This is a genomic window from Sinorhizobium sp. Y406, from assembly GCF_058732025.1.
On the sequence record NZ_CM178974.1, the window covers coordinates 1892882 to 1919215 of the forward strand.

Sequence of the window (26334 nt, forward strand, 5' to 3'; positions counted from 1 at the left end):
CTTCAGCTCTGCTCCCCGATTTTGACCGACGTTTAACGAAACGGAACTACGATCCATTTGGATATAGTATATCTGGCTAGAAAGGCCGGAGTGACCGCGAGTTGCTGCCTGACTCGCTTCGCTTCACGAAGGACCTTATGCCCGACAGATAGCTTTTTCTTATTAAGCGCTTTCTTTCGTTCGCTGAGCTTCAGCCTTATAGTACTCTGTATTGCTATCGACTCATCCTCAATCTTGACACTTTGCACACAGAGAGCGGGGACTATCTGATGCACTATATTTTGCACCATCAACGGGGATAGCGGTTCGAACATAAAATGATCTACCGCACATGGTAGTTCCTTCTCGGACAGGTCCAGCAATATTTGAGCATAGCGCTTTGATACGATGTACCCGCCTGTTCCGAGATGCGCGCCGGCTAGCCGGTGAATTGTGTGCCGTCCAATTCGAAAACGTGGCACTCGGCTAATGAAGGTACGCTGCTTGAACGTCTCGACTTTGAGAAGGCCAACCTGCTTTGGTAGCCACCCTTCTGACCTCAGGAATTGGCCGGCGTCATCCGCCAGAAAAACGTCATCCTCGAAAACTGCGCCGAACTCATCAGGACCACTGGCGATAGTAGCCCAGCATTTCCGGTGACTCATGAAGCACGCGAATTCAGCCTTTCCCATCCTCTTCCAAGGTCCCGATGGGGGCTGCAATTTTACGACATGATCCGATAGCCGCTCACCGTCAACGGCCTCAATTCGCTCAAACGTCGCGCCAATTCTCTTGAACTGCACATCCATGTGCGCAAGTCTCTCAGGCGAGCGGTCGAGATTAATTACGAGACACCGCATGAGCTTGCATCAGTTCCATTTTAAATTAGAAAGAAACGCGGAGTTTTCATCCGTGTCCTGAGGATGCCACGGCGCAAGGCAAATTCCATGCCCGGATAGTTTCTCCCGCAGGTCGTTCGCAATAGCCGACTTTCGTTCTATAAAGTCCGGGATGCCAAAACTCAGAGACGAATGTTTAACCCTTTTGAATCGAGAAAAGGTCGCTGTAGGAATGCCGATTTCGTCGATAATCTTTGTCCTATACTCTCTTATTCCCGAATATATCACTGGAATACCGATAGCAAAACACGGCATGGCGCAATGAATTCGTGACGTTATTACACTCCGCGCGCTTGATCGATATTGTGTCAAGAGCTCTTTTGCGAGTTGATTTTTGGTCGCATGACCAGCGAAGCTGATTTTCGGCATATGAGTGATTTGCCGGTACCGTTTGCGTTCTGCGCGATCAAAAAAAATGGTACTGACATCAACGAGATAATCTGCGGTACCTTTCAGTGATTTCGGGCGGGCGGGAAACGTCATGGTCGCGCAACCGCTGACGTATGCTTCCACGCCCCACCGCCTGATAATTTCGGCAGTCCCTTGGTCGCGACATCCAATTGGCTCGAAGCGCTTAAAGTAGTCCTTGTGACGCGAATAAGCGTTTGCCGCCTTTTCGGTCAAATGGAAGCCGAAGAATATGGGGATGACATCGTCTGAAGGCGGCCAGTTTTCGGGTTCGTGGCTGAACCATCCGTTCATAACTACAACGCAAGGCTCTCCAACGTAGCGGCTTAAAAAATCTCGATTAACAATCGAGCACTCTTGGCCGATGTGTTGCGCGACAGCGAGCGTTTGAATGTTGTCACCGATATTATCGGTGTTCGAATATCCCAGAACAGCAACTTTCATCGATTTTCCCGCGCGTAGAAATGTGGGTGTAGCGTTTACAAGCCAATTTAAGATGCAGCAACCGCGTTTTGATAAAGGTTCTGGAGAAACCTGCGTGCGAAAAGCTGGATGTGAAGGGCGTCTGCATCAGGGACGAACCGCCACTGCCCACATAGCATCGATCTGCTAGTCTGCAATGCCCAGTTCGTACCTGATCACACGGTTGAAACTGTCAGCGCGACAGAGCGTGGTTACACACTCCCACTCGACGGCACCTTGTCCTTCGGACGCCGCCTGGCATACCGCCGATCGCCGTCGCGAACTCGCTTGGTAAAATGCCGGCGTGGAGCACACCTAAGCGGAGATTGCAGCGAAAGCGGCGGCACAGATGCGCGGATTTTCCCAAATCGACGGCGTGAGGCTGCACCGGAGACGATGGATTGCGCGCAAGCCACAGACGGATTGTGGGGTTTGGGCCAAAGGCGTCTTCCGGGCGGCTACACTAAGCCGCGGCATAGGTGTTCCCCTCCATGTCAGTGGTGTTGCAGTGGAGAATAAAGACCCTGGAGCTCGGTCGTGGCCTCGATCCAATCAACAGGGTTCCGCGCTGTGGAAGAGGATGTGATCATCATGCAACCCTCTGCAGAATGGTCCAACCGTCGCCGTTCACCCCGCGTGCCCGCCAGGTTCCCGACAGTATGGAGCCCGCATCGGGATGGCCGGAGTAGACGTACTGATAACTGAGGTTTGAACGCAGAGCTGGTGTGACCGAGGCATTCCTGGACGCATTATTCGTGTAACAGAAGATGATGTGCCCCAACGGAAGGCTCGTGTCATTCGCACCCGTGCCAGTATAAACCTCCGCCGCCGTAAACCCCAACGCATGCGTATGGCTTGTGGACGTAACCGAATTCGTCGTCGAGTTGGTGATGCTGCCGGGCGTCCCCAGCGTCAGCGTCCGGTTGGTGGCAAGGTCACCGCCGCCGGTCAGGCCGTTGCCGGCGGTGATCGTCCGCGCTTCCGGCGTCACCCCAAGAGCGTCGTAGTTTCCAGCCGTCAGAATTTGGCTTCCGAACAGATAGCCTATGTTCGTGTCGCCCTCCAGTTGCAGCGGGTGCGGGGTATCCCAGGCTCCGTTCCCCGTCCTGTCGACGAGGACGTGGAAATTCTGGGAATCGACATAGGCCCAGAAGTCATAGGCACCGGATGTCGTGTCGCTGAATTTGAGCCTGGGATTTGCGCCGGATATCTCGATCTCGTTTCCGCTGGTCGCGATCTTGCCCGAGGTGGAAAGCGTGGTGATGCCGGAATAGGCACCGGAAATCCGAGCGTCGGGGACAGTGCCGGCCGTCAGGTTGGACGCATCGTTGGCGCCGAGCGTCGCGCGCGCTGCGGCTGCATCCGCGTCGTTGAGAAGCGTCTGCATGAAGGCCGAAACACCGAGCGTCGTCAGCGCGGCCGCGGCGTTCGCATCGTCGAGCAGCGTCCGCGCGAAAGGCGTCAACGCCGTCGTCGCATAGGCATCCGCCGCGGTCGTGTAGATCATCCTGTCGGCCGCGGTGGTAAGCCCGGAAATCGAAGTCAGCGCGGCATGGGCCGTCTGGGCGCCGAGCGCCGTTCGGGCGGCGCTTGCCGATGTGGCACCGGTTCCGCCCGCGGTGATCGGCCGTGCGGCATTGGCATCGGCCGTCAGGTCGTCGACCAGCGCGTTATAGGGCACGCTCTGGATCGTCGTGTTCGGCACTCCCTTGGTGCCGGCCGGGGGTGAATAGACTCCGCCTGTTCTTGGCAATGGTGCCTCCATCAAAACTAGCGCATGATCCGACCGGAGTGAAACGAGGATCGACAAGATCATGCGTCGAAAAGAAAGAGCGCCGATCTGATCCAGGCAGATCGAAACGCGCTCTAAACCGGGAGATCTCCGGGAACGCTTAGGAAGGGTCAGCCTACTTTGGCATCTTCCCCGCCGCGAAGAGCCGCCCATAATCCACCCGCCGCATGCCGTCGGGCCCGCGGACGACCGCATCGGGGCGGGTCTTCTCCACCTCCTGCGCCATCACGCCGATATGTTTCGTCTCGCCGGCGGATTCGCCCCGGTAGCGGTATTCGTAGAGATTGTGCCCCTTGAGCCTGCCCACCTTCTCGATATTCTTCTTGGCGCGCCGGTCGGAAAGCGGAATTTTCCCGAACATGCCAAGGACGTTTCCGAGCAAGCTGCTCCCCGCCTGCTGCCGCGCATTATAGGCCGCCACCTGGTTCTGGTAGTTTTGCTGCACCAGCCCTGCATAATCCACCGGCTGGATCGATTGCCCCTGCGTCGACACGAAATTCGGGTTCGTCACCTGCGCGCCGGATATGAGCGCCGAGATCTCGTTGATCGGCTGGTTGCGCATCGCATATTGCTCGTTCAGATAGTTCGAGCGCGCCGCGTTTCGGGCATCGATCAGCGCCTGTTGCGCGTTGAAGCCCTGGTCCTCGAGCGCGTTGTTGGCCGCCGTCGCCGATTGGCCGTTCTGGTGCATCTGCTGCAGGGCATTGTTGCTGAAATCGGCATTCTGCAGCGCCTGGCCATAGGCCTGCGCCTGTGCCGCATTTTCGAATCCCGCCCTGTCTCGCGCCAGGCCCGCGAGCCGCGACTGCTCCTGCCCGGCATTCAGCACGGCCGCAACGCGGGCATCGTTCGCCGTCCGGTTGGCCTCGTCGATCGCGCGATCATAGGCCTCCGATCCCGGCTGCAGCCCCTGGTTCGCGAGCCGCGTCTCGAGGGCAGCCCGGTCGCGCGCGAGCTCAGGATTGAGGCGGGCCATCAGCGCCTCCTCATATCTGCGCGTGTCCAGATCCGCATCGTAGCTGCGCGTCACCCTGCCGGCATCGCCGACAGAACTCGCAAGCTTCGGCCCGCCGGAAAACTGCTGGTATTGCGGCAGCGCGAGCTTCGAAGGGTCGCCCGCCGCCGGCGCGCCGGAAAGGTCCACCGGCTTGCCGAGCAGGTCCGTCAGCCGGGAGGACTGCTGGTTCGCAAGCGTCGCGAGATTGAGGTTCGCGCCATCGTTCTCTCTCTTGATCGCCGCCTGCCCGGGAGAGAGCTCCTGGACCGCCGTCCAGGTCGGCAGGTCATAGGCCTTGCCGCTCATCGGGTCGGTCCACTTGTTCGTGCCCGACACCTTGTAGGTAAGGCTGCCGTCCGGCGTCACCTGGTTGACATTGCCGATATAGCCATTGGCAACGGCCGTCCCGATATTCGTCGAGGTCTGCGCCGCCGCCGTCGCCTTCGGATCGGGAGGAGTGGGGGCTTTCGATTTTCCCATGATAGCACCTTTTTGAATGGGGAGTGGTGGGAGGAGAGACCGGGCGGTTATCGCTCTACCTCATTTGGTCGGCCGGCCAGCCATCCTGCCGATGGGCGGGATACCGGAATTGCCGGAAAACGGCGGGTAACCAGGGACTTGGGCCTGCTGCATGTTTCCTTTGATCGACCTCGATTAGAGAGACATGCAGCAATTCAAAGCGTTACAGCGACCTTTGCGCGTCTGAAAGACGCGCGGCGCTGTAGTGCCCGCATCCGCCCGCACCTCCGACTTTCGAAGGTGCTTGCGGCGAGATGCCCCTCGTCCGATACTTCCTGGGGGTCCGCTTCGAGTGTTCCCCTGGTGCGGAATGAGCAAAAGTGTGCGGGGTTTTCCGCCCGCGGGCCGCGACATCATCGTGATCCAATGCATGTCGCCGCATGTGTGCATCGGCTTCGGCAGAACGACATGCATGAAGAGAAGGAGCTTAAAGCGTTACACGAGCCTGCCGCGCTTTAAGATGTCGATCATGAGAAACTTGGGTGCCTTGGCGTCTGCCTGCTTCGGTTTGCTTGTCAGCTTCGGCGCCTGTGCCGCCGACGCGAACCGGCCAGCCCGGTCCAGACCGTACTCCAGCAATGGCTGGAGCGCAGGGCGCCGGTCGAAAAGGTGACCGGCATTGCGGCCTATGTCAGCTTTGGCGACCCCGGTCCGGCAATAGAAGCCTTCGCGGGAAAGACCGGACGGGAGACGAGCGAGGGGCCAGTCGGCCCGGACACGCTTTTCCAGATGGGCAGCACGTCGAAATCCTTTGCCGCAGCCGTGATATTGAAGCTCGAGGCGGCCGGCGTTCTGTCCCTCGAAGATACGATCGGGAAATGGCTGCCGGAATACCCGGCCTGGAAGGATGTCAATCTTCGGCGCCTTCTCAACATGACCAGCGGGATACCGAACTACTCCGAAACGGAAGAACTGTCGCGTATCTGGGCGCATGAGCCCGAGCGCCTCCTGAGCGCGGAAGTACTCATCCAGGCGGTCTATCCGAGCGAAACCAATGATCTGCCTGCCAGCCACGGCTATTCCTATTCCAACACCAATTACATCCTCGCAAGCCTCATTGCCGCAAAATCGACCGGCAGGCCTTATCGCGATCTGGTCCGTGAGCTCGTCATGGAGCCGGCCGGCCTCTACTCCACCTTCTATGAAGACGGCGTCGTTCCAATGCAGGTAATGGAGCGACTGGCACACGGCTATTTCGAGAACGCCGCCTGCACCGATTATCGGCCGAAGGACTGCACCGAGTCTTGGAACCAGCCGTTGGTAGGGCGGGATGTCAGGACGACGAGTCTGTCCTGGGCCCAGGCAGCCGGCGGTGCGATCTCCAACCCCGCGACGTCAACCGGTGGATTCGAACCATTTTCTCGGGGCGTTTTCTGCCGCCCGAGCAGCAAGTGGAATGGCTGTCGATGGTCTCCACCAGGACGGGAGAGCCCATCACCGAGGTCTCTGCGGAGGATCCGCGCGGCTTCTCTCTCGGCCTGATCTGCGCGGTGCTCGGTCCGCTCGGCCCGCAATGGTTCTATGAGGGAGAAACGCTCGGCTACCGCACGCTCTATGTGTGGATCGCCGATGAGGACATCGTTATCGCAGTCCAGACCAATTCTCAGCCTCCGGAAGGGGAAGACAAGCTCCACGAGGTCGTCATCGAACTCTATAACGCCATCAAGCCGCACCAGCCGGAAAAGTGATCAGCGACGCGCCGGGCATCCTCGAGAGCGCTGCAAATCTTTGTGCTTTACCCAAGATAATGGACCTGAATTTAGTCAAAGCTGGCCGCCTGAAATTGACCAGGAGGCGTCTCGGTAGCCGAGCAGCTTGAAGCAGTTCGTGGACCCCACCGAGAATTGCGCAAGAAACGGCTGGGCCCGATCGAGCCACTCCCGGTGGGAACTGCTTTCCGCCTCGATCTCGTCGACGGGCCGCAGCCCTATGAAGCCGGGACCATGGCTCAGGAACCAGCAGGCACGCCCGATGAGGCGGCGGCTGCTCTGCCGCAGCGTGTCCGCATCGTAGTAAATATCGAGGACTTTCCGTTTGAGAGGCTTCTGCCTCCCGGGATCAGCGACGGCTTGCTCGAGGGGCATATTGCTGATCATGTCGTGCAGCTCCTTGAAGTCGAGTAACAGCTGCGTCGTTGCGTAGCGGACGTCGCTTTCGTCCCGGACGATGTTGAACCACTGGTTCGGATCGAGTTCGTTGAGCGCGGCGGAATTTTCGAAGTCGCGGGACATGTTGAGGACCTCGAATTCGCGAAGATCGACATAACGCTCGACGAGCAAGAGTTTCTCGATCTGGGCGGTAAGCTCCTCCCCTTCGGCGGTGACCGCGGCGTTATTGCCGCCCTTTTCCGGATCGCTGTAGGCGCCGCCTTCGTCCAGCAATTCGTCGAACCCGCTGAGCGACGCTACGGTCGCGCCCCCCCGCGCCATGCGAAGAGCGATCTTTGCAGTGATCTGCTGGAGTTCGTTGTTGCGTCTGTTGCGCTCCTGATAGCTCTGCTGAAAGTAGAAGATGAACAGCGAGACGCCGATCCCGATCAGGATCACTCCGAGCTGGGAGAAGATATTCCGATGGTACTTAAGCAATTTCTCCCGGTAGCGCAGGTCAGCGCGCACGCTTTCCGCGACCTGGAAGTTGACCAGGAGGGAGAGCACGAGGAGACCCGCGCCGATCAGCACCAAACCGCCGATCAGCAGGAATCCGTTTCCGAGGAGCCCGCCGAAAACCACCGCCCAGTCCCCCTGTTCCGGTTATCACGTGAAAGGCCACCGGCTACGACCACTCTATCGCGGATTGCGCCCTGGCGGATTTTTTTCAACAGCATGAAGATTCAACATCGATCTTCCACGCAGAAGCACGACCACGACAGCGCCGCGCGTCTTATCAGACGCGCAAAGGTCGCTGTAACGCTTTGAATTGCTGCATGTCTTTGTCCTTCAATCGAGGTCGATTAAAGGAGACATGCAGGAGAACTGTCAACGCTCCCCTGGTCCAACCGTCAAAGTCGATTGACGGCATGCGCCCGCCAAGTATCGTCCCTCAGCGTGAAGATGATTTCCGCCTCCTCTCGTCCGCGCAGGCGGGGAATGCGATGGCCTGTGAATCCGAAGCGGCGGGCGATATCGACCATGCCGCGGTTTTTCTCCGGGACGCGCAGCACCGCCAACTGGCAGCCGATCTCGTCGAACGGATAGCCGAACATGGCCCTGAGCACCGCCCGCGTCAGCCAGCGCTTGCTGCTCGAGGCCGCGGAAAGCTCGATCACCCCCGCTTCCGGCACGTAATTGTGGTAGACGACGCCTGCAATGAGCCGGCCCTGCTCCAGAACGCCCCCCTTCTCCACCACACCCAGCGTCGTGAAGTCGGAAAAGCCCCTTTCGCAGCCCTCGATCCGGCTGGCGACGAAGACGCCGATCGCCTGATTTGTCGCGGAATCGCCCGCCCCGCCCCAGATGATCTTCAAGCGCTTCCCTCCCCGGCCGAGACCTGCATCGTGGCGAGATCCACTGCGATGTCGAGCTTCACCGCGCCGCCGGAGGTGATGACGCAGCCGACGGCAAGCATGTCGCCCGCCGCCCGCACGTTCTGGCGAAAATCGTATCGCAACCGCTCCGACACGCCGTCCCAGCGTGCCACGTCCCAAAGCCCGACATCCCATTCCGGCGACGCCGTGTTGCCTTCCGTCACCCGGTCGAAGGGCGGCGCCGTCCTGTCGAAGTCCGCCCGCGCGAAAAGCTGCACCCTCGGCTTCGTCTTCGCGCGGAAATACATATGCGCCAGCGATGCCGCGGCCCGCTGGCCGAATTGCCCCGCCGGCATGAACTGGGAGAGATAGGTGGCGGTAAAGCTCAGCCCGTCGTCGGTGCCGCCGGAGTCCCCCTGCCAGCAATAGCCGTCAAGCGATCCGAAGAAGAGGCCACCCTGCAGCGTCTCGAAGCAGTTTGCCCGCCAGTTGCTGATCGTCGACCAGCGCCCGGTGAGCACATTCATGACGAATGTCTTGTCGCTGACGACGCTGTTGTCCGGAAAGGCGACGAAGACGAGGTTCTGCTCGACCCAGGGCTTGAGGGTCCAGCCCGAGCCGGTTGCATTCGCCGCCTGCCGCCAGTCGTCCTCGATCGGCCGGGAGACCGAAACCTGCGCCAGCGCCTGCCCTTCTCGCTGATGGAAGTCGCGCTGAAACACTTGGCTCATCGGCGTCAGGCCGTCCGTCGTGGCGATCAGCACGTCGCCGCCGACGCGGATCCAGGCATTCTTCCCGAGCGGCTTGCCGATCTGGTAGACGCCCTTCAGCGCGAAGTCGCTGGCGCTCGAAGGGTCGGAGCCGGCATAGACGGCGATCTCCCCCTCGGTCGAAACGAAGACGCAAAGATCGGAAAGCCCGTCGCCGCTTTCGAGCGACCAGGAAAAGCCGGTCAGCAACGATCCGCCCTTCTTCATCACGCCGCCGAGCGGAAACAACGAGGCCGCCCCGCCGATCGCATTGACCGGCAGATAATAGGCATCGAGCGTCGCATTCTTCAGGAAGAACTCGCGGTTCTTGAAGAGCCAGCCATAATTGAGCTGAGCCATGGTCGTCGCATCGGAGAAGCTGATCGCCGGCGTCGTCGCCCAGCTGGATCCGTCATAGATGCGGCGCGGATCCGCGCCGTTTAGGCAGACGAGAAAGGAGCCGCCGGCCGTCGTGTGCTGAAAGGCGCACCAATCGCCGCCATTGAGCCCGCTGACCTCCGCGGCGGTCGTCGCCGGCGGTGCTGCCGGCGCCGTCATGTTGTAGATCGCGCTCGCCGTCGCCATGAACAGCTTTTCATTGCTGCCATATTTATATTTGAAGGCGCTCCGGATGGCGCTGCCATCCGCCGCCAGCCCCGCCTTGCGCGAACCGCCGCGGATCGTGCAGCCGGTCAGCGTCGGCAGGAAATTGCTGAGCACGCTTGCCGATCCCGGCACTTGCGAGGCCATGTCGGCGGTCGTCACCAGCCCGCCTTTCGGCGCCGGAAACGTCACCGCCTGCGAGGTTTGCGAGCGGCCGATGCTCGCCTGGCCGCGATTGGTGAGTGGCAGCCGGCCGGGAAGTACCCTCGTCATGATGCCCCCCTGTCCGCATTGATCTCCTGCAGGAGATCCGCTTCGAATTCCGCCAGATTGTCCTCGAAGGGCAGGCCCTTCTGCCGCTTCCAGCGCCAGATCAACCCTTTCGCAAGCAGCCGCTCCGGAAAGAACGTCGTGTCGTCGTCGGCGCGAAAGAAATCGCGCTCCTCGTAAGGATCGCCGAGCACCCAGTTCCTGGAGAAATAGTCGATCGTCGCGCCGGCGGCCGAAGCGGTCGGGGAAAAGAGCATTTCCCTGCCGCGAAGGTGACAATAGGGCGCCTGAGAGCCGACAGCCGCCACCACCGCCCATTGCGCGTCGTTCGTCACCAGCCGGACGCATTCCCCGACGGCGCTGCGGACCGCGCCCCCCGGCGCAAGCCGCTGATAGTCGGAGGGCAGCAGCTCCGGCGAAGCGGAGACGGCAAGGCTCTTCAGCAGGCGTCGCCAGTCGGCGCGCCGCGCGATCTCGCCGCCCGCCTCCTGCGCCAGCGCCACCATCGTCTGCGCATTGGGATCGTTCGCCCCGTAGACGCTCTCGAAACGGTCGAGCGAAACGATATCGCACACCCCGTTGACCGCGGTCAGAAGCGTCATGGCGTCGGCCCTCCGATGGCGATTTCGCCATTGCCCCAGCGCAGTCTCTCGTCGGCGAGCCCAAGCCCCGCCATCGCCTGCCGCTTCAGCGTCTCGGCCGCGCCCGCCTTGGCGGCGTCCCGTTCCCAGATGGCGATTTCCTCGACCAGCCCGTAGAGATAGACGTCGGGCGCTCTGTCGATCAGCCAATTGCTGGGCTCGGCGGCCGTCAGGGCCGGTATCCTGGCGTAATAGGTGACTTCCAGTTCCGCCGCCCCCCTCGGCCGCACCCGAATCCGGTCGCCGATGATCGCGTAGCCCACCGGCGCGCCGCCCGCTGTTGCAACCACCGTCAGTTCAGCCAGCGGCCGCGCCCGCAGCAAACGGCTGCCCGGCGCAAGCACCTGCCGCGCCTCCAGGAAGTCGGCCGGCAAGCTGCCCTCGCCCTCCGCCAGCGCCAGCGTCGCCGCCTTTTCCATGTCGGCAAGGCGCAACACGCGATTGAACTTCTGTTCCGCCAGGGCAACGAAGCGCGGGAAGAGATGGGCAATGTCGTCGCGGCCGGAATAGGCGCCGGCATCGACCAGCAGGGATGCATAATCCGATATCGTCATAGCCGCCCCTCGAATGAGCGCCACGCGCGGTTGTCGCCGTCATTGAGCCACCGCTTCACATAGCGGTCGTCCCCCTCGGAATGGGCCCGGACCAGGTTTTCCGAATACGCAAGATTGAGCGGGATCGAGGCGACCTTGGCCCATTCGCCGAAGCCGTTGCCGGCGGTTGCATTGCGGGTAAAAGCGTTCTGGCGAACGAGGTTTTCGACCGGATAGTCCGTCCGCCAATGCGTCCTGTTGCCGTCCTCCATCACCCAGACGGAGCGGCCGGTCAGGAAATCATGGTCGAAGAGCTTCCATTTGCCGTCGCGGATCACCATGATCACTCTCCCGGCAGCGGATCGGCGCGCTCGGCCTTGCCCTTGGCGATCAGGAATTTAGCCCCATCGAGCGGCACATCGAGTACCGTGCCGGCCGGGACACGATCCCCTTCAGTTACCCATGTGTCGTAAAGAAGCCTGACCGGTAAATATTTTGTCTTCACTTCACTCATCGTGCGCCTCGTTCCAAAAACAAAAGGCGCCTCTCGGCGCCCGTATAAAATGTCGGCGGTTCACAACGCGCCATTAGCTGGCAGCACTCAGGCCGAAGAGGTCTGCCGCGATGCCAAGTCCCTTTTCGTTGTGCACCTTGAGCGTGCCCTCGCCGATGATGACGCCCTTGTCGGCGTCGCCGGTCTTGGCGACATCGCGATCCTCCTGAATATTGCGGAGCCACAGGAATGAGAGCATGTCACTGTCGATGAAGAAGGCGTTGCGCGCCAGACCGGCGCTGACTGCCTGTACACGGTTGGGATGGATCATCACCGTGCCGAACGGCCCCTCGTAATAATCCGCCGTCGCAACGATGGTGTTGCGCTCGCCGCCCTGCGAAACTGCGTAGCGGAAAGGCGCAACATTGCTGTCGGACATGAAGGTGACGAAGACGGATTTGACGTATGGCGAGACCGAGACATGGCGGAAGTTGGCGCCGTTCTGGTAGCCCTGCTGCATTACGTCGTCCAGGATGGCTTTTGTGAATGCCCGTTGTGTGCCGGTGACCGGCGCCACAGTCAAACCCGTCGCCGGGTTGAAGCCGCCATTGGCGCCAGTGGCCCCACGCGAGACGTTGGTCTCGACCCAGGTGTTCAGCGAGCCGAATTCGCGCGTGGCGCCACCGGCCGAAGCGTTAGTATCAACAATGGCGAATTCTACGTCCTTGCGGATTTCCACGCCCTTCTTGAGTTTCTGGTACTTTCGCTTCTGCACATTGCCGGCTTCAGCCGTCACCTCCTGCGTCGCGGAGATAATCCAGTCCTTGCGCATGATTTGCGTATAGTTGCCCAGCCGCTTCGGTGGGGTGATCGCGTCGAAGGCATATTCCTCGCCTTCCTCGCGGATATTGGCCCCCGGCGCGGCGAGTTCGTCCGTTTCCCATTCCGGGTGGACCGTGACGCATTTGCCCTTCTCGATTAGCGAATAGATCGGTGTGTCTTCCGGTGTGATGCGCGACACCACATCGGAAAGCTCCTCGCGATTGCCGACGGCCTGGGTCGTCTGGAATGTGTTGGTGACAACTGCCATGTGTTCGTCCTTCTAAAAATGATGGGCGCGGCCAGCCGCCCGCCAGCAAGCGAGCGGACGGCCATTTCATGTCGGAATCCAAAGTCGTTCGGTTGGGCAGTCGGCGTGCCCTATACCGTCTCTCCCCTGTGGGGGAGATGGCCGGTCCACCCTCCGCAGCTGCAGCGCAGCTGCTGCGGAGGACGGGCAGGCCAGAGGGGGTAAACGCGTCCGCGCTGCTGTGTGCGACTATTCAAAATCGACCGCCATCGCGTCGCGGATCGATCCGCTTCGCGTAAGACGCCGCATCGCCTCGCGGCTTTCTCGGTTCTGCCGCTGCGCCTGGCTCTTCGCCTTCATGCGCGGTACCGGGGCCGGCGCCTCACTCACCTTCTGCAAAGCCTTTGTACGCGCCCGCTCGGCGTTAAGCCCAAGCCGGGCATAATGCGCGAGCTTGAAGAGGCGGTGGTCGACCACCTCCCGCATTTCCTGTTCGGAGAAGCCGAGTTCCCGAGCCGTCTCGAAAGCTTCGGCGAAGAAAGCCTGCCGCCCCTCCTCCTGTCCCGTCTGCGGGAAAGCTTCGACGAGTTTGGCGTTCTCCAATGCTAGCCTCTCCTCGGCCGCCGCAGCCCCCAGTTCCGCTGCGACGCCAGCCGGTTCTTCGGCCAACGCCATCACCCGAGCAAGTTGCTCATGCCATGACTGATGCAGCGCCCATTGACGCTGATATGCCTGCGGATCATGAAGCCTCAGTTCTTCCGGCGGCGCGCCTGGAACCTGCCCCGCGACCAATTCGGCTACGGCATTAGCGGTCGCAGCCACGCGGCTGCTCATGCTTTCGAGCGCGCGGCCCCGATTGGCTAGATCCTGAGTCTTGTGTCGGTAGTCGCGGTCGCGCATGTAACCGAGCTTCAGTTCCTCAAGCGGAATCTGCTCGCCGCCCTTGAGCATCACGATCATGTCCTCGGCTTCGTTGGCCATCTCCTCCTCGTCAGGGGGGGTCGGCTCGTCACCTTCGGGATCAATCTCGTCCGGTTCATCGGCGTAGTGGTCAGTTTCCTCGCCGCCCCGCTTTTCCTCTTCCTCGCCTTGCGGGTTGGCCTCGTGCGGCTCCCGGAAGTCGAGGTCGTCATAGCTTGCGGGCTCCGTCGAGCCGCAAACGGTTTTGCTCCCGCCGAAAGGCAGGTTGGCACTATCGTTTATCATGGAAAGACCTTTTGTGAGTTGCTAGCGGCGCGATTGCGCGCCTGTTACGCACCGAAAAACCTGTGCTAATTCGGTGTGCTGAGCCGGCTCCGTGACTCGATTTCAAGAGCAAGCAGCTTGAAGACGGCAGAAGCCAGCACCTGACCCATGCGCGACGCGCCCATGTCATGCAGGCGCGCCTGTTCCCTCGACCTTGGCCTGTTCCGTCAGGAATTTGAGCTTGCTGCGGAAATTCCGAATCGCCCGCGCCTCGGCCGCAAACGCCGCGCGGGTCTCGTGGTCGGTAAGCTTGGCATTGACGCAGCCGTTGATTGCAGCCGCTTCCAATTCGTCCATCAGCCGCTCAAACAGCGGATTGTCGAGAAGCGCCCGCGCCGCTGTAGCGTTTTCGTTCGAATGCATCTTGTGTATCTTTCTCAACCATTTGCGGTAGTCGCGTGGGCCAAGTCGAGCCTCACTTACCCTAGGAGCCGATGAGGTTGGATATCGTGAGGCTCTCGGACGGCTTGCATACGCACGCGCTCAAAAAGATTAAGAAGCCTTCTCTGGTTTTGCGCAGCCAGTCCTGCATACGCACGCGGATTAGCAATCCATCGTTGAAGCTGGTCAGAGCGTGCTGAAATTGCGGGATCGACTAAGGAAGCAGCGATGTGCAATTTCTCAAGGTTTCTCAGCGTGTGATAAGCTGGGGATCCTTTTGGCAGCGGATGCGCAAGGTCTAATATTTCTCTCGGATGGCCCTTAAAAAAGTGGCGAACAGCGAATTCGTCGGGCAAATACGCGATGGCTTGTTTCAAAATAAGTTCGGCGTAATGCTCCGAAACCTTCTCGTTATTTCTATAAAGAGACTTTGCCAATCGAAGTTTGCGAAGTGGTCCCAGACCTTCTTTGCGAACCAGTTTCTCCTGCAGCAAGGCATCTATCACCGCAAAGAACGAAAAAACGAAGATGCGCTTCTCTGCCAATCGAAGAATTCCATAATTCCGTAAGGTAACATACAGAACGTCTGCGACCCACAACGCACCACGGGCTCCGCCTGGCCATATTTGGGCAATGCTAAGGAGCGCATTGTTCTCAGCGATCTCTTCCGCATACGAGACTTTCGGTCGAAAGGACGACAATATTCTGGCCAATCGACCGTCACGGTCATTAAGAATATCGGCTTCGTCTTTCAGATGCTGAACAAACAGCGCGCCTTTACAGGCAATCGCTTCCAATTTGTCATATGTGTAAGACGCAACCGACCATCCATCTTTTTCAAGCTCTTGCTGCCTTTGGCGCAGCATTTGTGTGTCGCCATCGACTATGAGGTAGTCACGATCACTATATTGATCCCCATCACCGCGGCTCTGAGATCCAAAAATAGCTTCTACTGCGACTATTTTCTTCATTTCAGGAACCTTTTAACCAGTAGCGAAGTGAAGATCCCCAACCACCCTATCCCAATCAACGCCTGTGTTACAGCCGTGATTTTTGCCAATGGAGTTATTGGCAAAATAGACGAAAACCCCAGTGCTGTCATCATGGAATAAGTATAAAAAATACTGTCAGCTAGGCTGATTTCTGTTATCTCTTTGCCATCTATCAATAAATTTCCAGCCATAATATTCATATTAAAAATCGAGAATGCACCGAACAACACCATTGTTGCCAAGACAAAACGAAAAGGTTTATATCCATAACCGGAAATATACTCGTAGAGCCAATTGGTTCCCCATTTGTATATCTCTTCTGCCTTAGTGATCTTACCTACACTATTGTCATACCGAAGTTGCCACCTTTGCCATCTTCGAAACTCAATATCTGCCCTTCGTTCAAAATCGTGCTGCCTTTCGCTAGCTGAATTCTCCGTCAATTTCTGGTACAGACCAACACACACGTTCGCATGAGTTTCCCTGTATGACTTATCAAACACGAAAGAGGAGGGATCTAAATACGTTCGCGAAAAATCAGATTTATAGAAGTTGCAGTTCTTAAATTTGCACCTGTGGAACTCGACCTGATCAAAAGTGCATCCAATGAATAAGCAATCCTCAAATATGCACTCTGTGAATGTCATCTTTTCGAATTTCTTTTTTGACATGCTGACGTTTGTAAGTGTCCGACCTCTTATGCTACTGAGGGAACGCGGCCATTGCTCTGGCTTATACAATACATCGCGCAAATCATTTGAGTGCTTGAAGTGATTTTCAAGCTCTGCTTCGCCAAAATTAGCGAACGGGTCATCAAGTTTGAAGAAATTCTTAAGCATCTGGTCCACAAGCTTGGCTCAACTCAAGCTATCATAATCTATCGCTGCTGCAAGTACGCGCGCCCGCGAAGGGTGACTGCACCATATACTGCCTTTACAAATGCAACCAGAACATGAAGACGCAAACAAAACCCCGGCCAGAAGGACGGGGCCAATCTCAACGCTCTGGTGGATCGGTTTACGAAAACCGGGTTTGCCGAAGGCTGGTTTTGGGGATGAGGCTGACTTCGCAAAATCGTGCCGTCAAATAACCGTTTCTGTAAAGGCCCCGCCGCTCCAGCGGCCAAAGCGAGGGGCGAGATTCTACCCGCTGCGACGGATGCTAGCCGGAAAAATCGACCGGTTGCAGACGTTAAGCGGCTTTGGTTGGCAGCCTTGACCACTCACATTATCATCGGGCCATGATTTGCAAGTCCTACTCTTCTCTCGATCGCGAAATCATCACTCTTGCGGCGGTCTGGGACCTAATTGGATCGATGGTTCACTACGGCCATTTCGTGAAAGAGCACGCCATCGAGAACACTTACCTCACGTTCCGGACGCCGGAGGCAAGCAAACTCTTCCTGATCATTCTAGCAGACTTTCTATCACTCCCCCGTGATGGGACTTTTGGTCTGACTAAACCAAAGTCAGAAGGCAGCATGGGCGCTACCTACCTCGGCCATCTTCAAAGCGTTACAATTGATCCCCAATTTGAGGGCGACCTCACATTGCTCGCGTCATCAGCAAAAGCGTTCGCGGAATGGTTGGATGGATTTGCCGTTGTCGAAGCGGTCTGGCTTCCCTCAATTGAGCGCCAAGGCACGCTACGTGTGCGGCGAATGGATTACCTCAAGATTTGCGGGACCATTTCAAAGCACGGTTTTACGCGCCTTGGTGACATCGTAGGCAAGATTGGCAAAATTCTCGCTGAGAACGGCACTGACATTGACGAGGGACAAAGCTACTTGGTTGTTCCCGAGTTCCAGGAATGGTTCCAGGACAACATCTTCATCGCATCATCAACCCAGGTTGCATGGCATCTGAACGAAATTCGGTGGGGCATTTATCAGTACCTATCGTCGGAGTTTCTGCGCGCCTACACTCCAACGGAAATCCTTGGGGGTGCACAAATGTACAAATATGACGTGCCCTCGGAGATCACCGATCCCCTCATTGGATCAATTTATTGGGATCTTATGAATGGTGTTCGTTCGCCTCCTTACTTTCCACGCTTCACCATGAATCGCTATATGTGCGAACTATATTAGCTCCTAGCCTGTAATGCTGCCCGTTTGAGAATGTGTGCGGTCGACAGATTAGCCGGCGGACGACCGCTCACCACCCAGTTTTTCGCTACTAGCAGTGGGAACTTCCTCGAAGGGCGTGCGGCCAGTCGGTGAGGCGTCAACATCGGCGCCACCGTTCCGGAAGAGGTCGATCGCCTCCACGCCATGCCTTCCATTAGGCTGTTCGAGGAGTCACTTCGTCGTCACCCCAAGGTGGGGCGCACCACCCTCATTCGACCAACACGAACAGGGCACCCCTGCGGGACCGGTGCCGTACGGGCACACCACCTTGGGCGTCGTGCACTGCCGGGGACTTTCCGAAGAATTCATTTGCGAAGTGGTCGTACCGGACTTGGCGGAGACGATCGGGGTCTCCGCGGGTGCAACCGTTTCGCTGCAAGACGACGCAAGCAACTGAAGTATAACGATAAGTGAGACAGGGACAAAGTTTCTCATGTCCATTGGCATATGTCGCTTCACGCGAGCATTCAAGAGTTTTTAGCGTTACTGGGTTGCACCACAGCAACGAAAGACCTCCGCTGCTCGGACTGTTGTCCCGCCGTATACCCGCATTCAAAAGTGCCTATCCGCGCGGGAGCGCCATGGCCCGCCTATTTAGAAGAGGCAACTGGATGTTGAAGTTCACCCCGGCATCCCTCCAACCTGCGCCGCCGTCAGCGGCTCACCGCCCATCATTTCCGCAACATTCTGCTCTCGCTTCAGCTCCAGCTCCGCGTCGATCTGGTAGCGCTTCAGCGCGCCGTTCTGCTGGATTTCGGCGAGCTTCAGCTCGCGGTCGATCTCCAGTTTCCGCCGCTCGTTTTCCGCCGAAAGCCGCGTCTTCTCGGCCTCCGCCTGCGCCCGCATTTCCACTTTCAGTATCTCCGGGTTCGGCTGCTCGGCGGCCGCCTGCATGCGCTGGCGGATCTCCTCCGGCGTCGGCTTGGTGAAGTAGAGCTCGGGCGATTTCAGCCCCGCCGCCTCCACCGATTTGGCAATGCCGTTATAAAGGTTGTCCGGCGAGACATAGGGGTTGTCCGGCCCGAGCGTCGTCAGGAGCTTCTCCTGTAGCTCCTGGATCAGCTGGATCATCATCATGTCGCGCTCGCGCGTGCCGGCGCCAAGCCCCGTATTCACCGTCGCGTCCATCTCCGCGTTCCAGTGGCGCGGGTCGAAAGTCACCCATTGCCCGCGCAGCCGCACAGCGCGCGGCCGGTCCTGGTGCTTGATCGTCAGCCGCAACAGGCCCTTGAACACACGCCGCAGCCCTTGCGCGAATGTGCGCACCATCAGCTCCGTCTGGCCGATCCCCGCCTGCTCGATCAGCGCCGTCGCCCGCGCGGTCATGTTCGTCAGCGCGTCCGGCGCAAGCCCGCTCGAGGCGTCGGAAATGCCCGTGCGGTCCGTCGCCTCCTGGTCGAGATAGGAGAGCATCGCAAAGGATTCCTTGGCCACGAAGGGCACCATCGTGTAGCCTACCGCCGCGCGCGCATCGATCCCCTGGCTCACCCGGATCGGCTGGCCGAATTTCGGGTTGAGCACGGCTTCCGGATTGGCGATCGCGCCTTCCTGGACGATCGGCTGCTGGTTGTTCTGCCAGTAGAGATTGTCCAGCGTCTGGCGCATCAGCACGGTTTTCACCCGCTGGATTTCCGCGAGATCGTCGGTCACCGAGCCGCCCTCGCGCTGGTGCGGCCGCCGCTCGATGATGAGGTCGGCAAAGGGCACCTCGTCCCATTCCTCGTTCGAAAGCAGGTTCTCCTCGCCCGTGCCGCCGGCAAAAACCAGCCGGCGCAGCTCCGCAATCCCGTCGTCGTCGGCGTCGATCGTCACATAGAGCTCGTAATAGTCCACCTCCTCCAGCGCCTTCGGCATCTGGTCGCGCGCATCGAAGGCGTCGCGCCGGCGGGCAAGGCCCTCGTCGTCGCGGCCGCTGTCGCCGGTCGAGGCCGGCAACCGCTCGATCATGTCGCGGTCGTAGCCCATCGCGATCAGGTCGGAGCGGCGCATGCGCATGGCAATGCCGGTGATCGGGCTGTCCTCGATCGAGATCGCATCCGGGTGGATGAGAAATTCCTCGAGCGGCACCGCCGCCAGCCGCGCCGTGCCGCGTTCGGTGCGGCGCCGGATCTTGACGCTGTAGCTCGGCTGCGCCACCGGAGCGGGATGAGGAAAAGTGTCAAGCCCGCCCGCATTCGCCGCGAAAGCCCGTGGCGCTGCCGGCTCGATCCTTTCGATCGTCTGCGATTGTTCCAGCACCTCGACATCGTCGTCGCCGACGAGATGCACCAGCGCCGCCTCGTCGAGGCCCGTATGGGTCGAAACGCAAACCGTCTGCTTCTTCTCGTACCACCAGCGGATCACGCCGTTCCGGAGCTTCAGCGCGTCATGCGCCGCATCCTGCACGGCGTCGTAGCCGTTGCTCTCCGGAAACACGACGTAATTGATGTAATCGGTCGCCTGCTCCGCCGCCGCCTCGTCGCCCTCGCCGACCGGCTGATATTCCACCACCTTGTCATTGCCGAGAATGGTGCGGATCAGCGAAGGCAGCACCTTCTTGATCGCCGCGCGCACGTCGCGCGAAACCACCTTGGAGCGATTGGCGTCCGCCGGCACGTCCCGCATCGTGCCGTCGTAATATTCCATCGCCCTGATGCGCTCGGTCGCGAGCGCGTCGCGATAGCTCTCGCAGTCCTTCACCATCTGGCTGACAAGGGCGCAGAGGCGTTCATCGGTCATTGCGGCCATCAAAGAACCTTTCGGGCGGTGAAATTCCAGTTCGCGTTGCCGTTGTTCGCCCGCGCATAGCGCTTCATCATCAGCGCGTAGCGCGAGGCGGAGATCAGGTCGTCCCGTTCCTTGACGATGCGGCCGTCCTTGCGGTGATAGAGGCGGAATTCCTCGAACCATTCGGTCGAGGTGGAAAATACCTTCCAGCGTCCGGTCTGCATCCGGGTAAGCATGTCGGAGAGCCCCGCCTCCACGCCGTTGGTGCCGTCGTCGAAGGTGGCGCGCTCGGGCAGCAGGGCCAGGCCCTGCGCGCGATATTGCGCCGCAAGCTGGTTGCCGCTGCCCTTGTCGTGCTGCAGGCCGTCATGCGGCCAGGCGAAGGGAAGCCAGCCGCCCCAGGGTTTCAGGGCGGCTGCATGGATGATCGGCGTCGCCTCCCGCTCGCGATAGGTCTTGGTCACGTAGAAGACGTCCGCGTCCCGGTCCCAGGCGCAGCCCGCGGCGGCAAAGGGGTGGTCCCAGCCGAAGTCGAGCCCGCCGATCTGCACCCAGTGTTTCGGGATGTCGAACGGCTCGACGCGAATGCTCTCCTCGGTCACCGGGAAGATGCGGCCCGAGCCGAGCGACGGAATGCCCTTGGTGCGCGCCTCCCGCTCATGCGCGGGATAGCTGGCAATGATCCGCTTCCGCTCCTCGGCCGTGTAGTGGTCCGCGTCCTCGATCGTCATGGTGATGATCTCGCGGTCCGGCGATTTCTCCATGAGGTAGCGCGCCACCACGGCGCTCAAGCCCTTGAGCGGCGTGAAGGTCACGGCGATCGAGCCGCCCGTCGCATTGGTGCGGGTGATGCCCTCGAAATACACGTCCTCCGGCGGTTCCTCGTCGAACCAGACGTAGTCCACCGTGTTCGCCTGCCATTTGCCGCGGCCCTGCTCATAGGCCTTGAAGAGCAGCGTCGAGGTGCCGCCCGTTTCGTGCCGCACGGTCACGCTGTCGAGCGCGCCGGAAGCGCCGGAACGCCGCGTCGTCTGAACGATCGTCGCCTTGGGAATGAAACCGGTGCCCCACTCCTCCTCGCTGAGCGGCGGCCCGACCAGCAGCCGCTGCACGCCGTCGCGGGTCAGCTCGTGGGATTCCGAGCCCGCCAGCATCACGATCGGCTTGTCGAAGCGCCTGCCCTTCCACCAGTCCGGGTAGCGCCCGGTCAGGTGCATGGCCGCTTCGGCCGCCCCGGCCAGCGTCTTGCCGAGCTGGTTGCCGGCCATGAACAGCCGCTCGCGGTAGTCCGCGCCGGCCGCATGAAAGTCGTGCTGCTTGCTATAGGGCCTGTAGCCGGCAATGAGGTTGGTCCGCCGCCGCCGGTCGAGCTCCGCCATCAGCGCGGCCTGTTCTCTCAGCATGGCGGAAAGCTCCGGCGCCACCGCACCGTCGGCCGCCTCCATTCCCTTTGCCATCCGCCGTCCTCGTCTTCATCTGGCCGATGCCGGATGCCCATCCGCCGGCCGCAGGAACATCGCGGTCCCTGGGCCGTTAGTTCCCCGGGAGGATGCGCCATGCCGAAGCTGATAGGATTCATGATCACGCACATGACGGTCGGCTTCCTGATCGGAACCCTCGCCGCGATCGCGCTCGTCCTGCTGCATCCCGCTGAGCCGGAGGGTCTTCAACCGCTCGCGCTCTGGCTCAAGATCTTCGCCCTCGGGGGCCCCTTCGCCCTCGGCAGCCTCGCGACGGCATTGATGCTGGATGCGGAGTCCTGACGCCGCGGCAGCTGCACGTTCCCCATGCAAGCCTTGCACCATCTGTCAGGAAGACCGATTGTGATGAGATGTGTTTACCGGCGCATCGCGCCGAAAAGAGTGGCATGGCGATATAATTGCCCAAAAGTGTGCAGCGGTTTTGGGACAACGACATGCATAAAAATGAAGAACTGAAGCGCGTTGCACGATTACGATGAAGCGCGAAGCGCTTTAGAGCATGATCCGACCGGAGTGAAACGAGGATCGATAAGATCATGCCTCAGAAAGAAAGCGTTAGAGCCGATCTGATCCAGTCAGATCGAAACGCGCTCTAGGGAGCCGGATCATGATCGAAGGTCATTGCCATTGCAGGGCGGTCCACATCACCGTCCCCGTCCGGCCGGAAACGCTCGGCGATTGCAATTGCTCGCTCTGCAGCCGGCTTGGTTCGCTCTGGGGCTATTATGCCGCCGAGGAGGTCACGATCAGCGATCCGCAGAACAAGCTCGTCGGCTATGTTCAGGGCGACAGGACGCTCACCATGCATCACTGCAGCACATGCGGCTGCACGACCCACTGGTCGCCGATCGGGCGCTCGTCCCGCATGGGCGTGAACATGCGCATGTTCGATCGCTCCGTCTGGGAGGACATCCCCCATCGGCTGATCGATGGCGCCACCTGGTGAGCGATAGCGCTCGAAACCGCCGTCCCTCCCTGTACCGGCGGTAACTGCCGGCTCATCCGAAATATCCTTCTATCGGCACGTTCTCAAATACTTGGGAGCATGGTAGTTTTTCCGCGAATTGGTGGGAGGAATATACATGCCGCGTATTGCAAATCTCTATTTCAGGACAGCCATTGTCTTTCTCGTGCTCGGCATTGCGATCGGGCTGCACATGTCGATTTCGGGAGACCACGCCGTCACCGGAGCGCACGCCCACGCCAACCTGCTCGGCTGGGTCACGATGGCGATCTTCGGCGGCTACCACGCGCTCAATCCGCAGAAGGCGGCCCGCCGCCTGGCAGCCATCCAGTATGCCGTCTATACCTTCGGCGTCGCCGTTCTCGTTCCGTCGCTCTATCTCATGCTGTCGGGAAACGCGGCCATGGAGCCGGTCGTCGCCATAGCCTCGCTCATCGCCTTTACCGGCGTCCTCCTGTTCGCCGTCATCATCTTCTCGCGCGAAGAGCCTGCCAGGGCGGCGGTCTCGCCGGCGGGCTGATCGGCCTGCCGTCATCAGGGTCAGGACCTATTAAATTCGTCCATTCTGTTCCGGTCCATGGGATTGCATGGAAGAAAACAAGCGCAAGGCAAGACTTCAGGTCTTGTCGAGCATTGTTTTCGATCAGGCGGCCCATGGACCGGAACCCGTAGGGCGAGGCGGATTTCGCGCCTGACTGCGTCGGAAAGTTTTGAAAATGTAAGGCATTTCCTGCATCTTCCCTCTAGGCAGACACGAAATCCGCCACGCAGAATGGACGAATTTAATAGGTCCTGACCCTACTTGGCCGCTCCCGAGCGAGTGGAACGCGTCCGCCGCACCGAGCGGCGGGCGCCGATTTTCTTTACCTCGAGCAATGGCCGGACCGCCATGTCCAGCACGCGGATCCGCTCGATCAGCTGCTCATCCGAAAGATCCTCCATGCCGCTGGCGGCAGCTCCGAGGTCCTTCGGCAAGATGGAGGCGACGAGCTTCAGATAGCTCTCCGGCTTCTCCTCCCGAATGCGCGCCACCACGGCCGCGCCATACGCCTCGAAATCCGCCTGAACCGCATCCGCGAAGGCGCCGCCGAGCCGGCTACGCCCGCTTGCCCGCTTCGCCCCGGCCTTGGCCGGCGCCGTGTCCGGCAGATCCGCGGTGCAATCCGGGCTTTCCTGATCCGGCATCGGAATGCTCCTCTGTTTCACCTACAGCGCCGCGCGTCTTATTCGAGCATGATCCGACCGGAGTGAAACGGGGATCGATAAGATCATGCCTCAGAAAGAAAGCGTTAGACGCGCAAAGGTCGCTGTAGCACTTAGAATTACTCCGCTTCACCCGGGGGCGGCCGGCGATGCCGCCTGCTCGCGCGCCGCGCCTCTTGGCGCCGCTGCAAGGCGAAGGCGCATCGCCGGCCGCATACGGCGCAGCGGCATCTGACGTGAGACGCGCCGGTTCGCCGTGATGCCAAGTCTCGATTTCGTGAACTGTCGGGAAAGGCGGGAGTCTACAGCGCTGCGCGTCCTATTAGACGCGGAGAGGTCGCTGCGACTTGTTGAGCGATTGCCTTGTTCTTGCACCCCTTCACCTAGCGAGAGGCGCGACTGGCTGCCTATCGATGATTGCCGGGGCCGGGATGAGGATACAATTCCTATCGTTGATTTAAGGAATAACCGAGCCGCGCCAACTGTGCAAGCGCCGCAGGAAGTGCGAGCCGGCGATTTTCTGTTTAGCCACAGCTTTATGCAGGCTCTGCGCGCCTAACCCCAAGCAGGATCGGGTCTCGCGGCTTTGCGTCCGACCAGGCGCGCGGCGCCGCAAATACGGCTGCTGTACAAGTGTATATTATAAAACGCTTGCACGAGAGCCGCCGCCTTGGTTCAATCGGATGGCCGATGCGAAAATGCGCGGCATCGTCCGATGGAAGAGTGCCTCCGACAGTAAGCGCGGCGGAACCATCGGACGAATTGCTGATACTCGACTGCCGTTCGTGCGCGCGCGGCGGTGCTATAATTAAAGTGTTGGCGGCCAGCGAAAAAGCTGGCGGCCTATTTGAACAGATTGTCAAAAGCGCTGCAGATTGCAGCAAATTTCAGAACTGTACCATAAAGCCCGCTTCCGGCGGCGTGCCGGGAACCAGAAACTGCCCTCACGCATTGCCTTCGCGGGAAAAGGAGTTTCGCCATGACCAGCTCTTGGATCTTCATTGCCTTCGGGTTCCTTGCCGGCGCCGCCTTGTTTCTGACGGCAGCCTGGCAGCAAATGCCGCCCACCGAACAGGTAGCCGTGAAGCTCGAGAAGACCGATCGCCTGCAGGGGCCCGCCATTCATGCGTCGTTCCTCACGGAGCGCTTCGGACCCGACCGTTCGGTCGAATAGCAATCTCGAAAAAGGCACGCTCGATCGCTCTTGCCTTTCGGCGAGCGACTTGAGAAAAGCGGAAATGATCTGCGCCGGATCCTGCTGCATGTCTCCTCACCTCGCTTAAGGACCATGATGCAGCGGTCCGGCGCAATTTTTCGAAGGAGCCTGCTTTGAGTGCCGACAACAAGCCCGACGCCACCATCAAGGTCGAAAAGCGATTGAACGGGCGCTGGGCCTTCGTGCTCACCTATCGCGGCGTCACCTATCCGGCCCACGGGCAATTCGGCAGCCAGGTCGAGGCGCAGGCCGCCGCGCTCGCCGCCAGCAAGCTCCTCCGAAAAAACGGCTGATCCGCCCCTCCCCCGCTGCGTGGCTCCGAAGCCTTGCTGGCCGGCCGCTCGACGGGCTGGGAATCAGTTATAGGGTGAGTTGCAGGGACGGCGCGGCCCCTCGAAGGGTTGGAACGTATTGTCGTAAGCCCGGTAGGAAATGTAGCGCTCGCGGCACCAACGCAGATGGGCCTTGGCGAAATCCTCTATCCTGCGCCGTGGCCTTGGCAAGGGACCGCCAACCGTCGCCCCCGGACCTATGCTGATATCGGGAGCCATGCCGCGGTAGCGTGCGCCGTAATTCGGATATCGTTGCTGCAGGAAATCGCGGTACTCCCGTTCGATGAACAGCTCATGACGGTTGTCGATACAGGTGCCGGAGGGGCAGTCCTGTGCCGGCGCAGGACCGGTCCCCGTTCCTGCGATCGCCAATACCAGGCCGATGATTGCCGGCGTCCTCACGAGACCCGCCTTCCTTCCTGCGCATCGGCACCAGATCGGACCCGATTTTCGGATTGCACGCCGGGAATCATATCACAGGCCCAAAACCCAAAACACGGGGACTGCCGAAAGCTGGCCCCACATGGGCTGATGCATGTGGCCTTCCTCGCCGTGCCGCGCCGAAGCGCGGGCCGCTCTTCGAATAGCCACGATGGCGGGAGTTCAGCAGACGAAACCAGCGCGCGTGCCGGCCCCGCGTCGCAGGTGCTGTCGCCCGGCCTGGCCGTCCTCCGCAGCAACTGCGGAGAACCGGCCGAAGGGACTCGCGGCGCCGACTGCCTCCCCGCGTGCGGGGAGCACGCCGCACGCCTTGTCAGACGCGCGAGGTCAGACGCGCGAGGATCCGAAACGATTTCGCGCTGATGCAC

At 60.1% G+C, this 26334-nt stretch carries 28 protein-coding genes; 8 read left to right on the forward strand and 20 right to left on the reverse strand.

The window, feature by feature from the left end:
- Positions 1-32: 32 nt before the first annotated feature.
- The 4 genes from AC4P1R_RS09085 to AC4P1R_RS09100 form a co-directional block, all read right to left on the reverse strand.
- Positions 33-839, reverse strand: a complete 807-nt coding sequence (locus AC4P1R_RS09085) for a glycosyltransferase family 25 protein (RefSeq protein ID WP_492176682.1) — start codon at positions 837-839, stop codon at positions 33-35.
- A 9-nt stretch (positions 840-848) separates the two neighbouring features.
- Entirely contained in the window at positions 849-1730 is an 882-nt protein-coding gene (locus tag AC4P1R_RS09090; RefSeq protein WP_492176684.1) for a polysaccharide pyruvyl transferase family protein, read from the reverse strand.
- A 607-nt stretch (positions 1731-2337) separates the two neighbouring features.
- Positions 2338-3501 carry a hypothetical protein gene (locus AC4P1R_RS09095; RefSeq protein ID WP_492176686.1) on the reverse strand — a complete coding sequence of 388 codons (1164 nt, stop codon included), beginning with the start codon at positions 3499-3501 and terminating at the stop codon, positions 2338-2340.
- 154 nt (positions 3502-3655) lie between these two features.
- Positions 3656-5017, reverse strand: coding sequence for a tail fiber domain-containing protein (locus tag AC4P1R_RS09100; protein ID WP_492176687.1), 1362 nt, complete (start codon positions 5015-5017; stop codon positions 3656-3658).
- A gap of 648 nt (positions 5018-5665) precedes the next feature.
- Here AC4P1R_RS09100 and AC4P1R_RS09105 point away from each other — a divergent pair.
- Together AC4P1R_RS09105 and AC4P1R_RS09110 are read left to right on the forward strand one after the other, a co-directional pair.
- The gene (locus AC4P1R_RS09105; protein WP_492176688.1) at positions 5666-6538 is read left to right on the forward strand and encodes a serine hydrolase domain-containing protein; all 873 of its coding nucleotides are present in this window, start codon (positions 5666-5668) and stop codon (positions 6536-6538) included.
- On the forward strand, positions 6463-6744 hold the full coding sequence (locus AC4P1R_RS09110) for a hypothetical protein (protein ID WP_492176689.1): 282 nt from the start codon (positions 6463-6465) through the stop codon (positions 6742-6744). The genes AC4P1R_RS09105 and AC4P1R_RS09110 overlap by 76 nt, the downstream gene beginning before the upstream one ends.
- Positions 6745-6819: 75 nt before the next feature.
- On the opposite strand, the gene AC4P1R_RS09115 is transcribed toward AC4P1R_RS09110, so the two are convergent.
- The 12 genes from AC4P1R_RS09115 to AC4P1R_RS09170 form a co-directional block, all read right to left on the reverse strand.
- Positions 6820-7785, reverse strand: coding sequence for a hypothetical protein (locus AC4P1R_RS09115; RefSeq protein ID WP_492176690.1), 966 nt, complete (start codon positions 7783-7785; stop codon positions 6820-6822).
- Between the two features lie 269 nt (positions 7786-8054).
- Positions 8055-8519, reverse strand: a complete 465-nt coding sequence (locus AC4P1R_RS09120) for a GNAT family N-acetyltransferase (RefSeq protein ID WP_492176692.1) — start codon at positions 8517-8519, stop codon at positions 8055-8057.
- On the reverse strand, positions 8516-10144 hold the full coding sequence (locus AC4P1R_RS09125; RefSeq protein WP_492176693.1) for a hypothetical protein: 1629 nt from the start codon (positions 10142-10144) through the stop codon (positions 8516-8518). Before AC4P1R_RS09125 ends, AC4P1R_RS09120 begins: the two co-directional genes overlap by 4 nt.
- Entirely contained in the window at positions 10141-10743 is a 603-nt protein-coding gene (locus tag AC4P1R_RS09130; RefSeq protein WP_492176694.1) for a hypothetical protein, read from the reverse strand. Before AC4P1R_RS09130 ends, AC4P1R_RS09125 begins: the two co-directional genes overlap by 4 nt.
- Complete coding sequence (locus AC4P1R_RS09135) at positions 10740-11336, reverse strand: phage adaptor protein (RefSeq protein ID WP_492176695.1); 597 nt, start codon at positions 11334-11336, stop codon at positions 10740-10742. The genes AC4P1R_RS09130 and AC4P1R_RS09135 overlap by 4 nt, the downstream gene beginning before the upstream one ends.
- A complete protein-coding gene (locus AC4P1R_RS09140) occupies positions 11333-11656 on the reverse strand; it encodes a hypothetical protein (protein ID WP_492176697.1) in 324 nt (107 codons plus the stop codon). Before AC4P1R_RS09140 ends, AC4P1R_RS09135 begins: the two co-directional genes overlap by 4 nt.
- Before the next feature lie 2 nt (positions 11657-11658).
- On the reverse strand, positions 11659-11829 hold the full coding sequence (locus AC4P1R_RS09145; RefSeq protein ID WP_492176698.1) for a hypothetical protein: 171 nt from the start codon (positions 11827-11829) through the stop codon (positions 11659-11661).
- Between the two features lie 73 nt (positions 11830-11902).
- Complete coding sequence (locus tag AC4P1R_RS09150; protein ID WP_492176700.1) at positions 11903-12898, reverse strand: DUF5309 domain-containing protein; 996 nt, start codon at positions 12896-12898, stop codon at positions 11903-11905.
- A 228-nt stretch (positions 12899-13126) separates the two neighbouring features.
- Positions 13127-14083, reverse strand: coding sequence for a hypothetical protein (locus tag AC4P1R_RS09155; RefSeq protein ID WP_492176702.1), 957 nt, complete (start codon positions 14081-14083; stop codon positions 13127-13129).
- Positions 14084-14248: 165 nt separating this feature from the next.
- Positions 14249-14485: a hypothetical protein gene (locus tag AC4P1R_RS09160; RefSeq protein ID WP_492176704.1), complete on the reverse strand. Its 237-nt coding sequence runs from the start codon at positions 14483-14485 to the stop codon at positions 14249-14251.
- 56 nt (positions 14486-14541) lie between these two features.
- Positions 14542-15474, reverse strand: a complete 933-nt coding sequence (locus tag AC4P1R_RS09165) for a hypothetical protein (protein WP_492176705.1) — start codon at positions 15472-15474, stop codon at positions 14542-14544.
- Positions 15471-16334, reverse strand: coding sequence for a pentapeptide repeat-containing protein (locus AC4P1R_RS09170; RefSeq protein WP_492177730.1), 864 nt, complete (start codon positions 16332-16334; stop codon positions 15471-15473). Before AC4P1R_RS09170 ends, AC4P1R_RS09165 begins: the two co-directional genes overlap by 4 nt.
- A 476-nt stretch (positions 16335-16810) precedes the next feature.
- Between AC4P1R_RS09170 and AC4P1R_RS09175 the strand changes: the two genes are divergently transcribed.
- The gene (locus AC4P1R_RS09175) at positions 16811-17584 is read left to right on the forward strand and encodes a hypothetical protein (RefSeq protein WP_492176706.1); all 774 of its coding nucleotides are present in this window, start codon (positions 16811-16813) and stop codon (positions 17582-17584) included.
- Between the two features lie 660 nt (positions 17585-18244).
- On the opposite strand, the gene AC4P1R_RS09180 is transcribed toward AC4P1R_RS09175, so the two are convergent.
- Positions 18245-20350 carry a portal protein gene (locus AC4P1R_RS09180; RefSeq protein ID WP_492176707.1) on the reverse strand — a complete coding sequence of 702 codons (2106 nt, stop codon included), beginning with the start codon at positions 20348-20350 and terminating at the stop codon, positions 18245-18247.
- Positions 20350-21786 carry a terminase large subunit domain-containing protein gene (locus AC4P1R_RS09185; RefSeq protein WP_492176708.1) on the reverse strand — a complete coding sequence of 479 codons (1437 nt, stop codon included), beginning with the start codon at positions 21784-21786 and terminating at the stop codon, positions 20350-20352. The genes AC4P1R_RS09180 and AC4P1R_RS09185 overlap by 1 nt, the downstream gene beginning before the upstream one ends.
- A gap of 99 nt (positions 21787-21885) precedes the next feature.
- Here AC4P1R_RS09185 and AC4P1R_RS09190 point away from each other — a divergent pair, with 99 nt between their 5' ends.
- The 3 genes from AC4P1R_RS09190 (at position 21886) to AC4P1R_RS09200 (ending at position 23294) form a co-directional block, all read left to right on the forward strand.
- Complete coding sequence (locus tag AC4P1R_RS09190; RefSeq protein ID WP_069457358.1) at positions 21886-22092, forward strand: hypothetical protein; 207 nt, start codon at positions 21886-21888, stop codon at positions 22090-22092.
- 325 nt (positions 22093-22417) lie between these two features.
- On the forward strand, positions 22418-22756 hold the full coding sequence (locus tag AC4P1R_RS09195; protein WP_069457357.1) for a GFA family protein: 339 nt from the start codon (positions 22418-22420) through the stop codon (positions 22754-22756).
- A gap of 136 nt (positions 22757-22892) precedes the next feature.
- Positions 22893-23294, forward strand: coding sequence for a hypothetical protein (locus AC4P1R_RS09200; RefSeq protein WP_069457356.1), 402 nt, complete (start codon positions 22893-22895; stop codon positions 23292-23294).
- 278 nt (positions 23295-23572) lie between these two features.
- Here AC4P1R_RS09200 and AC4P1R_RS09205 read toward each other — a convergent pair whose 3' ends face one another.
- Entirely contained in the window at positions 23573-23959 is a 387-nt protein-coding gene (locus AC4P1R_RS09205) for a hypothetical protein (RefSeq protein WP_069457355.1), read from the reverse strand.
- Between the two features lie 997 nt (positions 23960-24956).
- Here AC4P1R_RS09205 and AC4P1R_RS09210 point away from each other — a divergent pair.
- Both AC4P1R_RS09210 and AC4P1R_RS09215 read left to right on the forward strand, forming a co-directional pair.
- Positions 24957-25151, forward strand: coding sequence for a hypothetical protein (locus AC4P1R_RS09210; protein ID WP_069457354.1), 195 nt, complete (start codon positions 24957-24959; stop codon positions 25149-25151).
- 155 nt (positions 25152-25306) lie between these two features.
- Positions 25307-25486: a hypothetical protein gene (locus AC4P1R_RS09215; protein WP_069457353.1), complete on the forward strand. Its 180-nt coding sequence runs from the start codon at positions 25307-25309 to the stop codon at positions 25484-25486.
- A 63-nt stretch (positions 25487-25549) separates the two neighbouring features.
- On the opposite strand, the gene AC4P1R_RS09220 is transcribed toward AC4P1R_RS09215, so the two are convergent.
- Positions 25550-25927 carry a BA14K family protein gene (locus tag AC4P1R_RS09220; protein ID WP_083265244.1) on the reverse strand — a complete coding sequence of 126 codons (378 nt, stop codon included), beginning with the start codon at positions 25925-25927 and terminating at the stop codon, positions 25550-25552.
- Positions 25928-26334: the final 407 nt, after the last annotated feature.

Bases quoted from the DNA above. Each gene is read 5' to 3' on its own strand.
- AC4P1R_RS09170 (WP_492177730.1), bottom strand. From the start codon at position 16,334: ATGCTTAAGAATTTCTTCAAACTTGATGACCCGTTCGCTAATTTTGGC.
- AC4P1R_RS09145 (WP_492176698.1), bottom strand. From the start codon at position 11,829: ATGAGTGAAGTGAAGACAAAATATTTACCGGTCAGGCTTCTTTACGAC.
- AC4P1R_RS09135 (WP_492176695.1), bottom strand. From the start codon at position 11,336: ATGACGATATCGGATTATGCATCCCTGCTGGTCGATGCCGGCGCCTAT.
- AC4P1R_RS09085 (WP_492176682.1), bottom strand. From the start codon at position 839: ATGCGGTGTCTCGTAATTAATCTCGACCGCTCGCCTGAGAGACTTGCG.
- AC4P1R_RS09190 (WP_069457358.1), top strand. From the start codon at position 21,886: ATGCCGAAGCTGATAGGATTCATGATCACGCACATGACGGTCGGCTTC.
- AC4P1R_RS09100 (WP_492176687.1), bottom strand. From the start codon at position 5,017: ATGGGAAAATCGAAAGCCCCCACTCCTCCCGATCCGAAGGCGACGGCG.
- AC4P1R_RS09195 (WP_069457357.1), top strand. From the start codon at position 22,418: ATGATCGAAGGTCATTGCCATTGCAGGGCGGTCCACATCACCGTCCCC.
- AC4P1R_RS09160 (WP_492176704.1), bottom strand. From the start codon at position 14,485: ATGCATTCGAACGAAAACGCTACAGCGGCGCGGGCGCTTCTCGACAAT.
- AC4P1R_RS09125 (WP_492176693.1), bottom strand. From the start codon at position 10,144: ATGACGAGGGTACTTCCCGGCCGGCTGCCACTCACCAATCGCGGCCAG.
- AC4P1R_RS09210 (WP_069457354.1), top strand. From the start codon at position 24,957: ATGACCAGCTCTTGGATCTTCATTGCCTTCGGGTTCCTTGCCGGCGCC.
- AC4P1R_RS09140 (WP_492176697.1), bottom strand. From the start codon at position 11,656: ATGGTGATCCGCGACGGCAAATGGAAGCTCTTCGACCATGATTTCCTG.
- AC4P1R_RS09205 (WP_069457355.1), bottom strand. From the start codon at position 23,959: ATGCCGGATCAGGAAAGCCCGGATTGCACCGCGGATCTGCCGGACACG.
- AC4P1R_RS09200 (WP_069457356.1), top strand. From the start codon at position 22,893: ATGCCGCGTATTGCAAATCTCTATTTCAGGACAGCCATTGTCTTTCTC.
- AC4P1R_RS09090 (WP_492176684.1), bottom strand. From the start codon at position 1,730: ATGAAAGTTGCTGTTCTGGGATATTCGAACACCGATAATATCGGTGAC.
- AC4P1R_RS09150 (WP_492176700.1), bottom strand. From the start codon at position 12,898: ATGGCAGTTGTCACCAACACATTCCAGACGACCCAGGCCGTCGGCAAT.
- AC4P1R_RS09165 (WP_492176705.1), bottom strand. From the start codon at position 15,474: ATGAAGAAAATAGTCGCAGTAGAAGCTATTTTTGGATCTCAGAGCCGC.
- AC4P1R_RS09110 (WP_492176689.1), top strand. From the start codon at position 6,463: ATGGTCTCCACCAGGACGGGAGAGCCCATCACCGAGGTCTCTGCGGAG.
- AC4P1R_RS09155 (WP_492176702.1), bottom strand. From the start codon at position 14,083: ATGATAAACGATAGTGCCAACCTGCCTTTCGGCGGGAGCAAAACCGTT.
- AC4P1R_RS09180 (WP_492176707.1), bottom strand. From the start codon at position 20,350: ATGGCCGCAATGACCGATGAACGCCTCTGCGCCCTTGTCAGCCAGATG.
- AC4P1R_RS09185 (WP_492176708.1), bottom strand. From the start codon at position 21,786: ATGGCAAAGGGAATGGAGGCGGCCGACGGTGCGGTGGCGCCGGAGCTT.
- AC4P1R_RS09175 (WP_492176706.1), top strand. From the start codon at position 16,811: ATGGTTCACTACGGCCATTTCGTGAAAGAGCACGCCATCGAGAACACT.
- AC4P1R_RS09130 (WP_492176694.1), bottom strand. From the start codon at position 10,743: ATGACGCTTCTGACCGCGGTCAACGGGGTGTGCGATATCGTTTCGCTC.